The 18698-nt window shown below is 43.1% G+C and carries 21 protein-coding genes; 9 read left to right on the top strand and 12 right to left on the bottom strand.

Features of this window, described 5'->3' with window-relative positions; all coding sequences use genetic code 11:
- Positions 1-188: 188 nt before the first annotated feature.
- The 3 genes from apaG to K1F36_RS19070 are packed head-to-tail and all read right to left on the bottom strand — an operon-like array spanning position 189 to position 3109.
- The gene (apaG, locus tag K1F36_RS19080) at positions 189-575 is read right to left on the bottom strand and encodes a Co2+/Mg2+ efflux protein ApaG (protein WP_108247285.1); all 387 of its coding nucleotides are present in this window, start codon (positions 573-575) and stop codon (positions 189-191) included.
- Between the two features lie 5 nt (positions 576-580).
- Complete coding sequence (locus K1F36_RS19075; protein WP_220115214.1) at positions 581-1834, bottom strand: DUF3667 domain-containing protein; 1254 nt, start codon at positions 1832-1834, stop codon at positions 581-583.
- Between the two features lie 30 nt (positions 1835-1864).
- Positions 1865-3109 carry a type IX secretion system plug protein gene (locus K1F36_RS19070; RefSeq protein WP_446027426.1) on the bottom strand — a complete coding sequence of 415 codons (1245 nt, stop codon included), beginning with the start codon at positions 3107-3109 and terminating at the stop codon, positions 1865-1867.
- 150 nt (positions 3110-3259) lie between these two features.
- Between K1F36_RS19070 and K1F36_RS19065 the strand changes: the two genes are divergently transcribed.
- The 8 genes from K1F36_RS19065 (at position 3260) to K1F36_RS19030 (ending at position 10781) form a co-directional block, all read left to right on the top strand.
- A complete protein-coding gene (locus K1F36_RS19065; protein WP_220115212.1) occupies positions 3260-4612 on the top strand; it encodes a Na(+)-translocating NADH-quinone reductase subunit A in 1353 nt (450 codons plus the stop codon).
- Position 4613: 1 nt separating this feature from the next.
- Positions 4614-5864, top strand: coding sequence for an NADH:ubiquinone reductase (Na(+)-transporting) subunit B (locus K1F36_RS19060; RefSeq protein ID WP_220115211.1), 1251 nt, complete (start codon positions 4614-4616; stop codon positions 5862-5864).
- Between the two features lie 2 nt (positions 5865-5866).
- Positions 5867-6616 (top strand): Na(+)-translocating NADH-quinone reductase subunit C, encoded by a 750-nt coding sequence (locus K1F36_RS19055; RefSeq protein WP_220115210.1) that lies wholly within the window; start codon positions 5867-5869, stop codon positions 6614-6616.
- Between the two features lies 1 nt (position 6617).
- Positions 6618-7265: an NADH:ubiquinone reductase (Na(+)-transporting) subunit D gene (locus K1F36_RS19050; RefSeq protein WP_108247290.1), complete on the top strand. Its 648-nt coding sequence runs from the start codon at positions 6618-6620 to the stop codon at positions 7263-7265.
- Between the two features lie 11 nt (positions 7266-7276).
- A complete protein-coding gene (gene nqrE, locus K1F36_RS19045) occupies positions 7277-8017 on the top strand; it encodes an NADH:ubiquinone reductase (Na(+)-transporting) subunit E (protein WP_220115209.1) in 741 nt (246 codons plus the stop codon).
- A gap of 3 nt (positions 8018-8020) precedes the next feature.
- Positions 8021-9328 (top strand): NADH:ubiquinone reductase (Na(+)-transporting) subunit F, encoded by a 1308-nt coding sequence (nqrF, locus tag K1F36_RS19040; RefSeq protein WP_108247292.1) that lies wholly within the window; start codon positions 8021-8023, stop codon positions 9326-9328.
- Between the two features lie 85 nt (positions 9329-9413).
- Complete coding sequence (locus tag K1F36_RS19035) at positions 9414-9773, top strand: Na(+)-translocating NADH-quinone reductase subunit F (protein ID WP_220115208.1); 360 nt, start codon at positions 9414-9416, stop codon at positions 9771-9773.
- Complete coding sequence (locus K1F36_RS19030; protein ID WP_220115207.1) at positions 9774-10781, top strand: FAD:protein FMN transferase; 1008 nt, start codon at positions 9774-9776, stop codon at positions 10779-10781.
- Here the strand turns inward: K1F36_RS19030 and K1F36_RS19025 are convergent, their stop codons facing one another.
- Genes K1F36_RS19025 through gpmI form a run of 4 tightly spaced genes read right to left on the bottom strand, consistent with a single transcriptional unit; the run spans position 10782 to position 14378 of the window.
- Positions 10782-11546, bottom strand: a complete 765-nt coding sequence (locus K1F36_RS19025; protein ID WP_220115206.1) for a class I SAM-dependent methyltransferase — start codon at positions 11544-11546, stop codon at positions 10782-10784.
- 27 nt (positions 11547-11573) lie between these two features.
- Complete coding sequence (locus K1F36_RS19020) at positions 11574-11948, bottom strand: GxxExxY protein (protein ID WP_220115205.1); 375 nt, start codon at positions 11946-11948, stop codon at positions 11574-11576.
- Between the two features lie 48 nt (positions 11949-11996).
- Positions 11997-12815: a type I methionyl aminopeptidase gene (gene map / locus K1F36_RS19015; RefSeq protein ID WP_220115204.1), complete on the bottom strand. Its 819-nt coding sequence runs from the start codon at positions 12813-12815 to the stop codon at positions 11997-11999.
- Between the two features lie 45 nt (positions 12816-12860).
- A complete protein-coding gene (gpmI, locus tag K1F36_RS19010; protein ID WP_220115203.1) occupies positions 12861-14378 on the bottom strand; it encodes a 2,3-bisphosphoglycerate-independent phosphoglycerate mutase in 1518 nt (505 codons plus the stop codon).
- A gap of 207 nt (positions 14379-14585) precedes the next feature.
- Between gpmI and K1F36_RS19005 the strand changes: the two genes are divergently transcribed.
- Complete coding sequence (locus K1F36_RS19005; protein WP_220115202.1) at positions 14586-14978, top strand: ankyrin repeat domain-containing protein; 393 nt, start codon at positions 14586-14588, stop codon at positions 14976-14978.
- 103 nt (positions 14979-15081) lie between these two features.
- On the opposite strand, the gene K1F36_RS20340 is transcribed toward K1F36_RS19005, so the two are convergent.
- From K1F36_RS20340 to K1F36_RS18985, 5 genes are all read right to left on the bottom strand, one after another.
- Positions 15082-15249, bottom strand: a complete 168-nt coding sequence (locus tag K1F36_RS20340) for a DUF6747 family protein (RefSeq protein ID WP_313789992.1) — start codon at positions 15247-15249, stop codon at positions 15082-15084.
- 113 nt (positions 15250-15362) lie between these two features.
- Entirely contained in the window at positions 15363-16127 is a 765-nt protein-coding gene (locus K1F36_RS19000; protein WP_220115201.1) for a M48 family metalloprotease, read from the bottom strand.
- Positions 16128-16166: 39 nt separating this feature from the next.
- Positions 16167-16901 (bottom strand): M15 family metallopeptidase, encoded by a 735-nt coding sequence (locus tag K1F36_RS18995; RefSeq protein WP_220115200.1) that lies wholly within the window; start codon positions 16899-16901, stop codon positions 16167-16169.
- Positions 16902-16978: 77 nt separating this feature from the next.
- Positions 16979-18145 (bottom strand): gliding motility-associated C-terminal domain-containing protein, encoded by a 1167-nt coding sequence (locus tag K1F36_RS18990; RefSeq protein ID WP_220115199.1) that lies wholly within the window; start codon positions 18143-18145, stop codon positions 16979-16981.
- A gap of 4 nt (positions 18146-18149) precedes the next feature.
- On the bottom strand, positions 18150-18698 hold a 549-nt coding region (locus K1F36_RS18985), incomplete at its 5' end, for a hypothetical protein (protein WP_220115198.1).

The raw sequence follows: 18698 nt of genomic DNA, 5'->3' as shown, positions 1-18698 counted from the left end.
CTGTCGTAAAACGCCTTGTATTGTTTTAGTACTTCTTCTCGTTCGGGGGAACCTGGAGCGTAGCTCAGTACAGGCTCGTTGTATGCTGTTGGAACTTGAAAAAATCCTTTTCCCATAGAAATGTTTTTAATAATTAAACAATTCTACCAAAGGTAGTGAAACCTAAAAGGAATATAAAATGGACGGAATTAGTTTATGGCAAACGGTGCGGCAAACTTAAAGGTAGGTATGTCCACCTCAAATTCGTTGGCATTGGTAAAGTTCACCATCTGGTAGTGTCCACGCATTGCCCCAACGGGCGAAGCCAGTAGGCAACCCGAACTATAGGTGTGCGATTTACCGGGTTTAATCACGGGTTTTCTGCCTATTACGCCTTCTCCATCAATGGTCTCCATGTCCTTAAGGGCATCGAATACGTCCCAGTGCCTTGCGGTAAGCTGTACGGTGTCCTTGCTCAGGTTTTCTATGGTTATGGTATATCCGAATGCATAATGCACTTTATAATTCTTAAAGAATGTGCCTTCAAAAGATGTACGTACCGATACTTTTATTCCTTTGGTTACCTGTGTAAACATAACTATCAATAGGTTAAACCGCTTCCTGCAAACGTGACTATGATCGTGAAAAAGGCCAAGATCATGAATACCGTGTTCAAAAAGATGTATTTCACAATAGTTTTAAATCTTCCTTGTCCGTAGAACTTTCGCATTGCCTTATATAGGTAAAAGGCGAAAATCAACAGAAAAATCCCCGAGCTATTTATATCGAATATGGTATCCAATGTAAGGCTAAGGATGAGCAAGATAAACAAGAGGGACTGATTGTGGAAACTAAAAATAAGATGATCGGTGTAGGTATAATTTTTTCTGATGTACACCAACCAAATGAAAATGGTGAACACTGGCATGAAGAAGAAAATGACAAATGGGAGCTTGGAAATTGTTTCGTTGACCCAGCTCCCAGGTTTACTTATCACCTTTAAAATACTGTTGGCCATATTAAAGGCCATTTTGTTGGATCGACTGCTTTCAATTTGATATTTAGCCCTCGCCTGCTCAAAATTGAACAAGGTATCCTGTTTGATTGCATGTCCAAAAAATTCTGTTTTGCTCAGAAACTTTTCTGTTCCCGATTCACTTTCTAGAGTTTTGAAATAACCCGAAGGGTCATTGGTCATGAAAGAATCCTTTTTTTGTTCTTGTTCTTGAATACCGTTTATAAAAACCCCTAAGGAGTCCAAGCCACCAAGTTGTTTGGAAAGCTTAGGGTTGGCGTTTTCGATGGAATCAAGGTTGTGGATACCTGTCAAAATATCTGGATTTGACCTTTGTAGGGAGTCTAGGGTTTTTTGCGTTTTGGTAGTTTGTTTTTTCAGGGCTACACTGTCAATTTCAAATCCTCCTTTATCTGTATTGAACTTAAATGGTGAACCGTTGAATAAGGTGCCGTCATATTTTTGGGCGTCTTGGTCCCAAGTATCAAATTGGCTATTGTAGGTGAACATCAAAAAATAGAGGAATGCCAAGCTCAGCAAAAAACGAAACGGGTTCGTGTAAGAGACCCTTTTTCCGTTTACGTAGTCTTTTGAAATGCGCCCTGGTCGAAGCAATAGGGCTGAAAGTGTTTTAAGGAGCTTGGAATCATAATTGATCAGTCCAGAAAAGAACTCATCAATAAAATCCTTAATTGTAAGTTTTTTGGTGCTGTTAGCCTGGGAACAATTGGGGCAGTACTTATCGCTAATGTCCAATGGATGCCCGCAATTCAGGCATTCAACGCCTCTAAACTTTAATTCATAGCGACCCTTGGTGATCAAGCCATCTTTTTTGCCCATACTTTTTTGAGGATTTGGGCCTAAAGATAATTAATTGCTAATATTTTGGGAGTTTACCGAGCCTATACCTATGATACTATCGTACATATCCCCAAAATCTCGATAATATACCAATATAAGGTAGTTGTTTTCAGTAAAATGAAAATTGCCGCTCACCAGATTGGGTTCGATGGACCCGTCTTCCCGTTGGATAACATATTTATAATTGTAAAACCCTTGCTTCATCAAAAGGGTTGATTCAAACTTTCCGGTTTCCTTGTTAAAAACCATTTTGTTTTCATCGGTCAATGCGTAATTGTTGAACTTTCCGATAACGTACACATCGTCCAATCCTATCAAATCGGTGTATGGCAAACTAAAATGAACCTTGGAATATTCCGCCTCTCTTGAAACATCTTCCCCTTGGAGGGTTCTTACCACAAAATCGCCATTAATGTCCGGGAAATAGGTGTATTCTTGGTCAAACCGATATTCATTGGTAAAAAGATAGTGGTGGTATACGTCCCTCATCTCAATTCTTGAAATGGCAAATGTTGGGGAGCGAAGGTCTTTGGTGTCGAAGTTCAGGTACTCGTTGCCGCCAAAAAAACTCGTTTCCTCATTGTACTTGTACACGAGTTCCGTACCAATGGTAAATTGTGGTTTGATGTTGTAAAGTGCCGTGGGCCACTGGTGGTTCTGTATGATGGCGACCTTGACCTCTTTTTTGGGATTTACCACATTGAAGCCGGCAGTGTTGATATTGAACTGTACTACTTGTTTGGTGTTGATAAAGTTAAAATCCCTGGATCGCTTTACGGTGCCTGTAACGGAGACTGCATTCCGGTAAACCACAAACCTTCTGGAAAATTGAAGGTCGCCGTAGCTATTGTAGATTTCCAGTACAAAATTGCCGCTGACCGTCAATCGAACGTTCTCGTTGGGGATGGAAAGGCGGTAATTGGAGTAGGGTTGAAGGGTGGTGTAGCTGTTCTCGTAGTCGATTATCCGTTGGTTGTCCGCACCGGAAAGATATTGCGATTTGAGTAATTGAGAAGGGGTCCAATCGTAATCACAATGAACAATTTTGTAATAGTAATCTTGTTCGTTGGCCAACAGGTCATCGAACTCCAAAGTCATTGATTCTCCAAGTTGTATTACGGGAAACTGGTCTTCTGTGGGACCTTTAAAAATCACCGATTTTATATTTTCCGGGGGATTTACTTCTTCCAAAACTTGTCCGGAAACCGAGGGGATTACCAGACCCATCAGAAAAAGAATGTAGGCAAATCGTATCAAGGGCATAATTTTAAGTAAAGGTAAGCAAAAAGTAAGCCAAGGGAAGTAAGCTCGTCATAATCCCAATTTTATGGTTAATTATTATGAAAACAATCCTTTTAGTACTATTTTTGCGTTCGATTTTGATAACAAAAGGTCTACAATAATATGTCTAAAGACATCCGGATTAAAAAGGGGTTGAACATCAACCTCGTCGGGGCGGCAGAGCAGACTATTTCCAAAGCCGTTACAAGTAACGTTTACGCCCTGAACCTAGATGATTTCCACGGAATCACTCCAAAAATGTTGATAAAACAAGGGGAAGAGATAAAAGCGGGCGAACCCCTCTTTTATAACAAGAACAACGAAGAAATGCACTTCGTATCCCCGGTAAGCGGAGAGCTTGTGGAAATTGTTAGGGGAGCAAGGAGGCGAATCTTAACGCTAAAAATTCTTGCTGATAAAGAACAAGATTACGTAATCAATAAGGTGCCAGATTTGGATACGGCAGATGGCGATGCCATTAAATCTTACCTGTTGCAATGTGGGGGATGGCCTTTTATTAAGCAAAGACCTTACGATGTGATCGCTGATCCCAGTGCCACTCCAAAAGCAATATTCGTTTCTGGATACGCAACTGCACCATTGTCGGCAAATCCTGATTTTGTGCTTCAGGATAAGGAGCAAGAAATTCAAGCGGCGGTATTGGCATTGAGCAAAATGACCCCAGGAAAAATACACGTAACCGTTGGGAAATCCAACAGATCCCCGTTCAATAATATTAAAGGGATAGAGCTTCATAAGATATCTGGTCCTCACCCAGCTGGTTTGGTAGGTACGCAAATCAATAGGATCGATCCTGTAAACAAAGGTGAGGTGGTGTGGACGCTATCTCCGCAGGATATGGTAATGTTGGGAGAACTGCTTTTGACAGGTAAGTTCAATGCGGAGCGAATCGTGGCATTGGCCGGTTCTGCTGTAAAGCAACCTAAGTATTACAAGACAAAAATCGGAGCTGAAATCTCCACTTTCCTTTATGCGAGTGGTGTCAATGAAGATCGGTTTAGGTTGATAAACGGAGATGTCCTCACGGGTTCCAAAACAAATACAGAGGGCTACCTTGGATTCTACAATAATACTGTGACGGCTATTCCCGAAGGAGACGATTACGAGTTTTTTGGTTGGAACAAGCCTGTATTTAATAAGATTTCATCTACCAGGGCATTGACCTTCTCATGGTTGCAGCCAAACAAAAAATATGATCTGGACACCAATACCAACGGTGAGCATAGGGCTTTCGTGGTAACAGGTAGATATGAAGAGGTCTTTCCTCTGGATATATACCCGCTTCAATTGTTGAAGGCCTGTATGGTAAAGGATTTGGACGAAATGGAGCAATTGGGACTTTACGAAGTGGCTCCGGAAGATTTTTCCTTGACGGAATTCATATGCATATCAAAACAACCACACCAACAAATAATCAGGGAAGGATTGGATTTGTTGCAAAAAGAACTTGGATAATATGGGCATGAAAGAAAAATTACACCAGTTAAAACTAAAGTATCAGGGCAAAAAAATGGCCCCGGCCTTCAATGCACTGCATACTTTTCTTTATATGCCGAACGAAACCACCCATTCAGGGGCACACGTTCGAGCTGCCGATGATTTGAAACGTACCATGAACACGGTGATCATGGCTTTGGTGCCATGTTTGTTGTTCGGAATGTTCAATGCGGGATATCAACATTACTCAGCAATTAATGGTTTTCCGGAGAGCTTTTCTCTTTTTGACCACTTTTTGACATGGGATAACTTCTGGGTCGGTGTTACTACCGTTTTGCCATTGGTTATTGTGTCCTACGGAGTTGGTTTGGCGATTGAATTCTTGTTCGCTGTGATCAAGGGCCATGAAGTAGAGGAAGGATACTTGGTAACCGGGATGTTGGTTCCATTGATTATACCTGTAGATACGCCTCTTTGGATGTTGGCCATTGCCGTCGCCTTTGGTGTTGTTATTGGAAAAGAAGTTTTCGGGGGTACCGGAATGAATATATTGAACCCGGCACTGACCATTCGTGCCTTCTTGTTCTTTGCCTATCCAACTTGGATGAGTGGTGACAAGGTTTGGGTGCATGAAGGAGTTGAGAGAGCTGGGACAGCGGATGCCATTTCTGGTGAAACCGTTCTAGGTTCCTTGGCACAGGGCTCTGACTACGCCTATTCGTTGTCCGATATGTTCTACGGATTTATTCCCGGTTCGGTCGGCGAAACATCAACCTTATTGATTCTTTTGGGAGCACTTTTCTTGATTTTTACGAAAATAGCTTCTTGGAGAATTATGGTAAGTGCCGTAGTGGGGGCTTTAGTTATGGGACTTATCTTCAATGGTATCGTAGATGCCGGATGGTTGCCCGAATACAGTAAATTTTATACGTTGATGAGTTTCCCTTACTGGCAGCATTTGTTGGTGGGAGGTTTAGCCTTTGGTATTGTGTTTATGGCCACTGACCCTGTAACAGGTTCGCAGACCAATAAGGGTAAATGGTACTATGGATTCTTTATTGGATTCCTTTCGGTAATGATCAGGGTCTTCAATCCGGGGTATCCGGAAGGTGTGTTCTTGGCCATCTTGTTGATGAACGTATTTGCGCCTACCATCGACCATTATGTAGTAAAGGGCAACATCAAAAAGAGATTGAAACGATTTAAGACAGCAACCATCTATCCAAAATCTTCAGATGAGGTAGATACACTAAAAACGGAAACAGCTTAATTATGGCAATCAATACAGAAAAAAATAGCTACACTGTAGTATTCGCAGTCTTAATGGTTGTTGTTGTGGGTTCGCTATTGGCATTTGTCGCATCTGGCCTAAAGCCTATGATTACCGAAAACCAGCGATTTGAGAAGCAACAGAACATTCTCTACGCAATGGGTGTTAATGATAATGAAGGCGATAGCGATGTGAGCTTTGTACCAACCACCGAGGTGGAAGAGGCATTCTCCAAATACATTACGCAGCAATTGGTCGTGAACGGTACTGAAGCTTCCGAAAAGGAGAATGCATACCTTATAGAAGTTCAGAAAGAATTGGTCAAGGTCAAAAATGGTGAAGAAGGAGAACTTCCGTTGCTTGTAGGCGAGAAGGATGGAGAAAAGTATTATATCATTCCAATGTACGGAAAAGGTCTTTGGGATGCTATCTGGGGATATATTTCGGTCGACAATAATATGGTGGTCAAAGGTGTGTTCTTCGATCACGCTGGAGAAACCCCTGGTCTCGGGGCCAACATCAACCAACGCTTTTTTATGGATGACTTCAAAGGAGAATCCATTATGGATGGCAACACCTATGAAGGTATAGCTGTAGCGAAAGGTAACAACGACCCGTTGAACAACGACAAAGATGATAATCAAGTAGATGCTTTGGCAGGAGCCACCATTACCGGTAACGGTGTTACCGCTATGATAAAGGAAAGCCTAAAGCTGTACAAACCTTATTTACAAACTCTTAGAACCAATTAATATGGCGCTACTATCAAAAAAAGATGCAAATCTTATAAAAGATCCGTTGGCGGACAACAACCCTATTACCATCCAGGTATTGGGTATCTGTTCAGCGCTAGCGATTACCGCGGAGCTCAAAGCTTCCGTAGTGATGGCGATATCGGTATTGTTCGTACTTGGCGTGGGTAACGTTGTTATATCATTATTGAGGAACATCATACCTGCAAAAATTAGAATTATCGTACAATTGGTGGTAGTTGCCGCTTTGGTAATTATCGTGGATCAAGTACTGAAAGCTTTTGCCTATGACCTCAGTAAAACCTTATCGGTATTTATTGGTCTGATCATTACCAACTGTATCATCATGGGGCGTTTTGAAGCTTTTGCTTTGGGTAACGGTCCTTGGAAATCTTTCTTGGATGGTATTGGTAATGCCTTGGGTTATGGTGTAATTTTGGTAATAGTTGGTTTCTTTAGGGAACTATTGGGTTCCGGAACACTTTTCGGAATGAAGGTGTTGGGCGATCCGATCGCCAAAACAGGACTGTATTCCATCGGCTATGAGAACAACGGTTTTATGATCATTCCTCCAGCAGCATTGATTGTGGTTGGAATCATTATCTGGGTACAACGTTCTCGAAACAGAGCATTAATTGAAGAAGCATAAACTGAGGAAGCATGTTAGAGCATTTAGAATTATTTTTTAGATCAATCTTCGTAGACAATATGGTGTTTGCGGTCTTTTTGGGAATGTGTTCCTATTTGGCTGTATCCAAGAAAGTTTCCACAGCTGTTGGTTTGGGAGCTGCAGTAATATTTGTTTTGGGTGTAACGGTTCCGTTGAACTGGCTTTTGGATCAATACCTTCTTCAGGAGGGGGCATTGGTTTGGTTAGGGCCGGAATATGCGGATTATGACCTAGGTTTTTTATCCTTTATCCTATTTATTGCGACCATTGCAACAATGGTTCAATTAGTTGAGATAGTGGTGGAGAAATTTTCACCTTCTCTATATAACTCTTTGGGTATTTTCTTGCCCTTGATAGCTGTTAACTGTGCCATTTTGGGAGGTTCGCTTTTTATGCAGGCGAGGGAAATACCAAATATAGGTTTGGCGTTGAATTATGGAATCAGTTCCGGTATTGGATGGTTCTTGGCTATTTTGGCCATTGCGGCGATTAGGGAAAAAATCAGGTATTCCAATGTACCGGCCCCATTGCGCGGTTTGGGAATCACTTTTATAATCACAGGTTTAATGGGTATTGGTTTCCAAAGTTTTGGGGGTATGCTTACGGGTGATAACGAGCCACCAGAGGAAAACCAGACCACTACCGTGGAAACCAAGGAAGATAAAGAAATCAAAAAAGAGATTGAAGATAAAGAAAAAGCAATCTCTTATAACGAAGCCATAAACAAATAGAAGATGATATTAGCCGCAAGTACCGGAGGTACTATTCTAATTACCGTAGTAGCGTTTCTTGTTTTGTTGTTGATTTTGGTAGCACTTTTGCTGTTTACCAAAGAAAAGCTATCTCCATCAGGACCAGTTACGATCACCATTAATGGTGAAAAAGAATTGGAAGTTGGTTCAGGAGGGTCTTTGTTGTCAACCTTGGGTAACCAAAAAATATTCTTGCCATCCGCATGTGGAGGAGGTGGAACCTGTATCCAATGTGAATGCCATGTACTTTCCGGTGGAGGAGAGGCCTTGCCAACAGAAACACCGCACTTTTCTAAAAAGGAATTGAGCGAGGGTGCCCGTTTGGCCTGTCAGGTTAAGGTAAAGCAGGACATGAACATCACTATTCCAGAAGAGGTGTTTGGTATCAAAAAGTGGGATGCCAAAGTGGTTCGTAACTATAACGTGGCCTCTTTTATCAAGGAGTTTGTGGTAGAGATTCCAGAAGACATGAACTATAAGGCGGGTGGCTATATCCAGATTGAGATTCCGCCTTGCGAAGTAAAATATTCGGATATAGACATTACCGCTCACCCAGAAGAGCATGAGACACCGGACAAGTTTCAAGCGGAGTGGGATAAGTTCAACCTATGGCCATTGGTAATGAAGAATCCTGAAACTGTCGAAAGAGCCTATTCCATGGCCTCTTACCCAGCAGAAGGAAGAGAGATTATGCTGAACGTTCGTATTGCTACCCCGCCTTGGGATCGTAACAAAAATGGATGGATGGATGTGAATCCAGGTATTGCCTCTTCATATATCTTTAGTTTGAAGGAAGGTGATCCCGTAACCATTTCCGGGCCGTTCGGTGAATTCTTTATTAACGAGTCCGAAGCAGAAATGCTTTACGTAGGAGGTGGTGCCGGTATGGCGCCAATGCGTTCTCACTTGTACCACTTGTTCAAAACATTAAAGACCAATAGAAAAGTTACGTATTGGTATGGAGGTCGTTCCAAAAGAGAATTGTTCTATATTGATCATTTCAAGCAATTGGAAAAGGATTTCCCTAACTTCAAATTCTATATGGCACTTTCAGAACCAATGGAAGAAGATAACTGGAAGGTTAAAGAGAATATTGATGCTGAAGGAGATGGTTTTGTTGGGTTTATTCACAACTGTGTTATCGATAACTACTTGAACCATCACGAAACTCCTGAAGATATAGAACTATACTTCTGTGGTCCGCCATTGATGAACAAAGCTGTTCAGAAAATGGGCGAGGACTTTGGTATTCCAGATGAGAACATAAGGTTCGATGACTTTGGAGGATAATCCAGAACATATAATCACCTCGAGCATTGTCGAGAGGAATTTATAAAACCAAACCGATGCTCAAGCATCGGTTTTTTTGTTGCCTATGGGAAGAGAACTAACAGAACAGGAATTGCACAACTTGGCCATGAACATAGTGGGTCGGGAGCTGGAAGCGGATGGTTTTGAGTTTATGGCCATCAACAGTAAGCTCAAAAAGAACCCGCAGTATGTGTGTCTTAAAGAAAAAGTGCTGCATTTTATTGTAGTGCGCAATGTGGAATTTCCCCTCAATCCGAGAGAATATGATGAAGAATTAATGCGCACCGTTAAGGACCATGCCGAGAAATTCGAGGCCCGGACTTATTTCGCAGGGGTTGGACTCTCCAACGCATCGGACCGGATGGAACCGTTGTTTTTGGATGAAGAATATGTAGTGGACTATCAAGGATTAATAGAGATATAGATGAGAAGAATTGTACTCTTATTGGGATTGGTTGTATTGTTGTTTGGCTGCACACAGAAGAAAGGGCAGGTAAAGAACCAGGCTTGGGGCAATGCCCTGGGCACTACCTATTCCATTATTTACATTGCCGATAAGGAGTTGGACTATCAACAGGAGATAGATTCTGTTTTTCAGGTGCTCAATCAGTCCATGTCCACCTACATCCCTTCTTCTGATATTTCCAAGATCAATGAAGGTGACTCCACCGTAGTTGTGGATGATATGTTCAAAGAGGTGTTTGATGTTTCTAGCGACGTACACAAGGCTTCAAACGGTTATTTTGACCCTACTATCGGTGTTTTGGCCAATGCTTGGGGATTTGGTCCGGGTGAGCAGATACAGCTTGACAGCCTTCGCGTAGATAGTTTGTTAGGGTATGTAGGTTGGGAAAAAGTAAAATTCAATTCCGATAATACCATAAGCAAGGCGCATCCATCAATCCGTTTTGATTTTAACGCGGTGGCTAAAGGTTATGCAATAGATAGACTGGGGGCCATGTTGGATACTAAAGGTATCGAGAATTACCTCGTTGAAGTAGGAGGCGAAGTGCTCGCGAAGGGCACTAATCTGGATTCAGGAAAACAATGGACGGTCGGTATTGATGACCCTCAGGTAGAAACAGGCCGTGAATTGAAACAAATTGTATCGCTGGAGGATATGGCCATGGCTTCCTCGGGCAACTACAGAAAGTTTCGGGTAGACCCTGAGACTGGCGAGAAGTACGTGCATACCATTAACCCAAAAACAGGATACACCAAAAATTCCAATGTGCTGGCCACAAGTGTGGTGGCAAAAACCTGTGCCGTGGCCGATGCTTATGCAACAACCTTTATGGCGATGGATCTGGAGGAGTCCAAAGAAATACTTGCGAATCATGATGAGCTGGAAGCGTACATCATCTATTTGGATGAAAACGGGGTGACAAAGGAATTTTTTACTCCAGGTTTCGAGAAGTTGGTCAAAAAATGATTATTTCCTGACCAGTGGAATAATTTCGCCTTTTGCCAAGCGGTATTTTTCAACTTCCTCCTTTGTAAGTTTGCTGGTGTAATCCACTTCTTCCACTGTAAAACCAATGCTGCGGAGCTTATTAAAATAGTCCCTGCCATAAATGCGGACATGGTCGTACTGACCAAAAATACGGGCACGCTCCTTTTTGTCGGTAATCGTGTCGTCTTCAAAGGTCTTTTCCCTTTTCAGGTCTTGTGGAATTTGAAAGATGCCCCATCCTCCCGGTTTTAGTACACGGTAGAGTTCTTGCATGGCCTTGGTGTCATCGGGGATATGTTCCAAAACATGGTTGCATAAGATGACATCAAAGGAATTATCGGAAAAGGGTAGGTTGCAGATATCCGCCTTTACATCCGCCAAAGGTGAATTGAGGTCGGTAGTGGTGTAATCTAGATTGTCCAACTTTTTGAACCGGTTGTAAAATGCCTGTTCAGGCGCAAAGTGGAGCAATTTTAATGGCGCGTTGAAAAATTCTGCTTCATTTTTTAAATATAGCCACAATAAGCGGTGCCGCTCCAACGATAGGGTAGAAGGAGAGAGTACGTTCTCCCTGGGGCTCTCATACCCATAGGGTAAAAATTTCTTGAAAGATTTGCCATCAATTGGGTCGGTGAATTTATTTCCCTTTAGGGAAAGGGCAATCAATGGACGTACCCAATAGCTTAATCGGATAAGTAAAGGCCTAGGAATTAGGTTGAGGAAGTATTTAAAAATTTTTGACACGAATCACACGGATTTTCACCAATTGATTTATAGTATTACTCTTTTGTAGGATAAGCTATCCTCACCAAAATTTACAATTAGCCCCAACTTCATTTTAGAAGCTGCGAGATAGTTCAAGGTCTGTTTTACATGGCCACTATTTATTTTTTCTACTGCTTTGAGCTCCAATATTATTTTGTCGTCTACTAAAAAGTCAGCGAAATAGTGGTGTTTCAAGACGTTGCTTTTATAGGTGATATTGAATTTAGCTTCTTTTTGATATGGAACACCGTTGGACTTCAGTTCCAATTCCAATGCTTCTCCATAGACTGCTTCACTGAATCCTTTACCAAGTTCGTTATGGATATCCATGCATAGGCCAATGATGAAGTAGGACTCATTTTTATAAATGATTTGGGACATTTATTTGAGTAATTGGTGAAATTCGTGCCAATATAAAAAATACTTACACTAAAGCACCAACTTTTTGCTTCGGAACTCATCCTCTTCATCACTGGTAATGCCCAACGCCTCGTAAATATATTGAAACGTGGATAGGAGTTCAGGTTTACCATCAACAAGGGCCACATCGTGCTCAAAATGGGCGCTCGGCTTCCCATCGGCGGTAAGTATCGTCCAACCATCCTTGAGTTGCTTTATTCGCCTGGTGCCCATGTTGATCATAGGCTCAATGGCCACAACGGTTCCATTTACAAATTTTTTGCCACGCCCTCTTTTCCCATAATTGGGCATTTGAGGGTCTTCATGTAGTTCACGGCCCAAACCATGCCCTACCAATTCGCGGACAACGCCGTAGCCATGGTCCTCGGTATATTTTTGGATGGCATAGGCCACATCGCCCACACGGTTGCCCAGTGTGAACTCTCTAATTCCTAAATAAAGTGATTCTTTGGTGACCTTGAGCAATTTTTTGGTTTCTTCGGCTACCTCTCCAACTTCAAAAGTATAAGCGTGGTCACCATGGAACCCATTTTTAACGGCCCCGCAATCCACGGAAACAATATCACCGTCTTTCAAAGCTTCGTTGCCGGGTATGCCGTGCACCACTTGTGCGTTTGGGCTCCAGTTTAGGGTGTTAGGAAAATCGTACATACCCAAAAAGCCGGGTACGGCTCCTTGTTCACGGATAAATTCCTCCGCCATTTTATCCAACTTTAGCGGATTGGCCCCAGGCTTGATTTCCTTGGCCAACATGCCCAATGTTCTGGATACCACCAAAGCGCTTTCGCGCATCAACTCAATTTCCTCTGCTGTCTTTACTTGAATCATAGCCGCAAAGATAAATTGATTCTATGGATTTTAAAGAATCTTTGCTTAAACCAATGGTTTTTGAGTCATCAATTCGGGTTGTGGTACACCGATCATTTTAAGAATGGTCGGGGCAATATCTCCCAAAACACCGCTTTTTACCTCTTTGATATCGCTGTCCACCAAAATAAGTGGCACTGGGTTGGTGGTGTGTGCCGTGTTGGGGCTACCATCTGGATTGATCATGGTGTCGCAGTTTCCGTGATCGGCAATTACGATAGTGGAATAGCCGTTCTCCAAACCGGCCGTAATCACGTCCTTGGCGCATTGGTCAACGGTTTCACAAGCCTTAATGGCTGCTTCCATGACACCGGTGTGACCGACCATATCCGGATTGGCAAAGTTGAGGCAGACAAAATCGGCCTCCCCTTTTTTCAGCTCGGGAATAATGGCATCACGGATATCGTATGCGCTCATTTCCGGTTGAAGGTCATAAGTTGCCACTTTCGGGGAAGGGCAGAGTATGCGTTCTTCGCCATCAAATGGTTCCTCGCGTCCCCCGTTGAAGAAGAAGGTAACGTGCGGATATTTTTCCGTCTCGGCGATACGTATCTGTTTTTTACCATTTTTGGCAAGGGTCTCACCAAGGGTTTCCTTTATATTTTCTTTGTTGAATATGATTTTGATTCCGTTGAAGGATTCATCATAATTCGTCATGGTAACATAATACAGGTTCAGTTTGTGCATGTTCTGCTCATGGAAATCCTGCTGGCTCAAGGCTTGTGTGAGCTCACGGCCACGGTCGGTCCTGAAATTGAAGAAGATGATCACGTCACCATCTTGCACTTTTGCTAAAGGTGTATTGGTGGCATCGGTCATAACCAAAGGTTTGATGAACTCGTCGGTAACGCCTTCATCATAACTTTTTTGCATGGCATCGCCAATGTCCTGAGTTTTTTCACCATCGGAATTAACAAGAACATCGTAGGCCATTTTAACACGTTCCCAACGTTTGTCGCGGTCCATGGCGTAGTATCTTCCGATTACGGTAGCCAACTTTGTCTTTTTGTCTGCGCAATAATTATCAAGGTCTACCAAAAAGCCCTTTCCGCTTTTGGGGTCCACATCACGCCCGTCGGTAAATGCATGCACAAAGGATTTTTCCACACCATTTTCGTCGGCGGCTTTTATGAGTGCTTTTAGGTGATCGATATGGCTATGTACGCCACCATCGCTCACCAAACCCAAAAAGTGCACCGGTTTGTTGTTGGCCTTGGCGTAGTCAAAGGCTTCTTTGAGTACTATCTCGTTCTTTAAGGTGTCTTCTTTTACGGCTTTGTTGATTTTGGCCAAGTCCTGGTAAACGATTCTTCCCGCACCAAGGTTCATGTGCCCTACCTCACTGTTCCCCATCTGTCCTTCGGGCAGACCAACGTTCATTCCGTCGGTGTGCAGGTCGGCATCAGGATATTTGGTATAGAGTGAATCAATGAATGGTGTGTTGGCTTTTTCAATGGCCGAAACTTTTGGGTCTGGGGATTTTCCCCAGCCATCCAAAATCATAAGAATAACCTTTTTGTTCATAGTAACATATTGTATCACAAAAATAAAATGTTCTCCTTGGATGCCCTAGCTTTTTGTTAAAATTCTAATTATGAAGTTGTTAATTATTTTATGTTAAAATTGAGGAGTTGTTAAAAATAAGTTATTTAACTGTTAATCGTGTAACATCCTCTGTTCTGGGGAGTCTATTTTTATAACAAGTAAATTCATTAATCAAAAACAATCATCATGAAAAAAACAATTTTCACAGTGGCTGCATTTTCCATGTTGGCCCTAAGCGGCGTTTCTGCCAACGAATTCAAAACAAACGATTTTGGAACCTCTATTGAACTGGTAAGCCCGGACGAGCTCAGCAGTTTTTGCAAGGCGGTAATGCAGGGCGATGTAGACACCGTTAAAAAATTGATTGAACTTGGCGAGGATGTCAACCAAAAATCTTTGGGGAAAGCTCCTATCCATTATGCGGCCCGTTACAACAAAGTTGAAGTTTTAAAATTACTTATCGAAAATGGTGCTGACCTAAAAAAACGCTGTGATGGCGGCATGACTGCCATCAAGTATGCGGAATTGTCCAACGCAACAGAGGCACAAGCCGTGTTGGAAGCTGCTATGAAAAAATAGAAAAGGAGTTTATTCGTCTAACAAAAAGGCCCCAACAATTTGTTGGGGCCTTTTTTTCATTTCACAAATTTTAGTGTCCTTGCAAAAGAGTGTGTCTCGCGGCTTAGAACTCAAAGCCAGTAAAAGCTCTGTATAAAAATGCATATACAGCCAATAAAAACATGGCCGCACAAAATATAGAGTATCCCTTCAAAAAGAATACCACAAAGCTAGGTTTGCAATCGTCAAATGCCTCTAAATAGAGATCTTTAAAGTGTAATAGTGTTCCCATATGTTCTCTCTTTTTATAGCATAAAAGATTAAGAGAACGTAGGTAGGATTCGGGTTCATTCAAAGATACGGAATTAAAGACAAAGCACTTTTTTAATCGATGAACCGCCAATTCTATCGACCTGAATATTTATCGATGGATTCCTTGATTTTTTCGATCCTGTTCTCGGGGTCGGGGTGTGTGCTCTGGAATTCGGGAACCCGGTTGGGCCCTGCGGCCGCCTTTAGTATTTTCATCACCTCTATCATCTCGTTTGGGTCGTAACCGGATTCGATCATGAACCATACGCCAAGATCATCGCTCTCCAGTTCGTCGCCCCTACCATTGGTCAAAAGGGTGTTTTGGCCGATACCTGCAACTACATTGCCCATGTCGCCACCTACCGATGCCCCGGTGGCCAAAGTTTGCCAAAAACTGCTCTCGGCAATACGCTCGGCGGAGTGCCTGCCGATAACATGACCTATTTCGTGCCCCAGTACACCGGCCAATTGTGCTTCGTTGAGCTGGGAGAACAGGGCGTAGGTGATAAATATTTGCCCGCCCGGCAAGGCAAAGGCATTAATGGTACGGTCGTCCGCCAACAGATGGAACTCATAGCGATAAGGAGTCTCGCTGGCCACACTGTTTTGGACGAGTTTGTTGCCCACCCTGTCCACTAAATTTTGAAGACGTTCATCCGGATAGAGGCCACCGTGCTGTTGTGCCATTTCGGGAGCGCTCTGCAACCCAATGGCAATTTCCTGCTCTGCGGTCATGTCAATGTTCTGGGTTCGCCCGGTGTACGGGTTTTCCTCTTGGTTGCTGCATCGGCGGATGAATGCGAAGGCAACAATGGCCAAACCGATAAGGATACGTATCCTCCAACTTCCTCTTCTCATGGTATAGCGTTATAGTCAGTTGAAGATACGAAAAAACGCTTATAGCAATACCGGGTTGATGTCCAAAATATTGTCCTGAATATAGGTTTTTATGAACCCTGCCGTAAAGTGTTCGCTGCCCAAGAAACTCTCTTCCTGCAACAACTTGAGGATATTGAGTTTTCTATAGGCCGTTAGCATGGGAATGGAAATGGGGGCATAACTGTAATGCCAAGGTTCGTATTTGAAGCCCCTTCTTCTCGGGTTGTTGGTGTAGACCAGATAGAATCCGTATTTGGTCGAGTTATCGTCCAACCAAAGTTTGAAACCTTCGTAAGGGCCGCCCGCTTCAAATTTTTCAGGCACAAGTACGTCTCCCGATGCTTTTGGGAATCCGTCTATAATATCGATGTCCGTGCCCCAATGGTGCCTGCTGGTTCCGGGAATCGTGGAATATTCTATGATTTTTTCAATGGCATCGAACGGGGACATCCCTAAATCCTCTGTATAGTTCAGGTATTTGCGTTCCCAAATGCGTTGTTGATGGTAATAATCGCGAAAACTGGACACCATTTTAATATCAAAACCAGCAGAATAGGCCGCTTTTTTCATTTCCAAAAAGGAGTTGTAGGCCTCTTCCCGTAAATTGATGCCTTCTCCAAAAAGTTGTACGTCCGCTTTGCCCATGAGCTCCTCGGTCGAGTATTTGGGTTCGGCGAAATAGGGAAATATAGGTGGAAGGGCACAGGCCATGCCGGATGCCGCAGTATTTTTTAAAAAGCTCCTTCTTTTCATGAAACAAATTTTGCCCCAAGTTAAGAAGTATTTTTAATTCCTGCTTTTGAAAAATTCTGGAGGGAAAGACTGATTTTTTACTTATCTAAAAATAGGAAGCCGTTATATTCCAGTCCAAGGTCGTCCAAGGTCACCAGATAAAAATAGACGCCTTCCGGAAGGCCGTTGGCTGGATTGGGAACCATGCTGCCAGTATTTGCTACGCCCCTGAACTCGTTGGTATAGTTGATTCTTTCAAAAACCTTTTGTCCGTAGCGGTTAAAAATGCGCAAACTGTTGTTCGGCGATTCCTCCATGCCATCGATGACCAAAAAGTCGTTGATGCCATCGCCGTTCGGGCTCAAAAAATAATTGCCCAAGGTGGGATTGTTCACAGCAAAAGTATCTGTCGGAAGCGGAACCGTACCAAAGGTAATAGCTGCATAATCGTTGGGCACAAAGGTTTCCGAGGTCACAAAACCATTGGTGATATCGCCACTATAGGCAGTGTTCCCGATAACCACCCATTGGTTGGACGATTTGTTCCAGCCCACTACGATTATGGATTCCACCGTGGCGTTCGGAATGGTGATCAGGCTGCTGCGCGTGTTCCACGAAATGGTGACCTGAACGGGCACGTTGCCCTGTAGTACCCAGAATTCCCTATCGGTCACCGTACCAATATTGTTTACTTTTTCTTCCACATCAAAAGTTTGTGAAAGGGAAGTGGGGGCAGAAGGGTTTTCAAAAAAATAGGCGCAAATGGCCTGTGGTACCGTACCCTGGGCATTGAACGTCAACGGACGGAGCTGTTCCGCATCGCCTACCGGGAAGGAGAACACGTTGCGGTTGTTCACCTCGGCAAAGCCGACGACTTTTGAAGCGTCGCTCTCCCCGCTAAAAAAACCGTCCTCCATAAAGTTTAGGTTGACTGTTGGCGTGGTGGTTGGCGTTAAAAAATCGCCCAGTATAAAATTAACGTTGTTCCTCACCATCAGCGGGATGTCCAAAAACACATTGTTGTCCATCAAGATCTCCGTATCCCAAAAAGTGGGTGGTATGCTTCCCGTGACCGTTATGGGACGGTTGCCGTAAAAACCGACCAGCCCGGTGGTTTGGTCAAAGTTGGCATCGTTGATCAAATTGGTGTGCAGGCCCACTTGGGCATCGTTGTGCACGGTAAAATTGCCACTATTGTACAGCCCTTCTTGGGCCAAGACAACGCTTACCGAAAACAAAAACGCTATGAGGAGGAGGGGTTTCAAAAAGCTACAAATTTGTTACTGTAAAATACCAATCTGCATCTGTGGGCGATGAATTTAAATTTCCTGATACTATTGAAAGTTGAGAAGTGAGTACAGTAAAACCAGTATTTGAAGTTCCACTAACTTCAATTGAGAAACCTGGACCAGGAACATTTATTAGTGTGAGTTGAACAATATAATTATCGTCCCCAATTGGCCTAGGTGAATCAAAAACAACCTCATACTCTCCTGGTGACAATGGATCATAGTTTATTAACGCACCAATTAGTTTTCCTGAATCACTTGAGCCATCACTATTTATTTTGCCTAAGGCAACAATAGGGTTGCTCACTGCGACATTGAATTCTTGTCCGGAGGGAGTAACAGTAATTCCATCACCAGCGCTAACATTAATTCCATCAACATAGTCTTTTGTTGCAGCGTCCTGTGGGTCGGTGGGGTTTAGCAAGTTGGTTATCGCATTTCCTCCTGCACTGGGGTTGATTGATATGACATCCTCAAGGTCCTGGGCCTCGGAAAACGTACTGTTTATCACGTATGGTGTTGCGGTGGT

This window comes from Flagellimonas abyssi (assembly GCF_019457905.1).
In the GTDB taxonomy this organism is placed as follows: Bacteria; Bacteroidota; Bacteroidia; order Flavobacteriales; family Flavobacteriaceae; genus Flagellimonas; species Flagellimonas abyssi.
The sequence above is the reverse complement of the archived record's forward strand: the minus strand, read 5'-3'. Positions and strand labels throughout refer to the sequence as shown.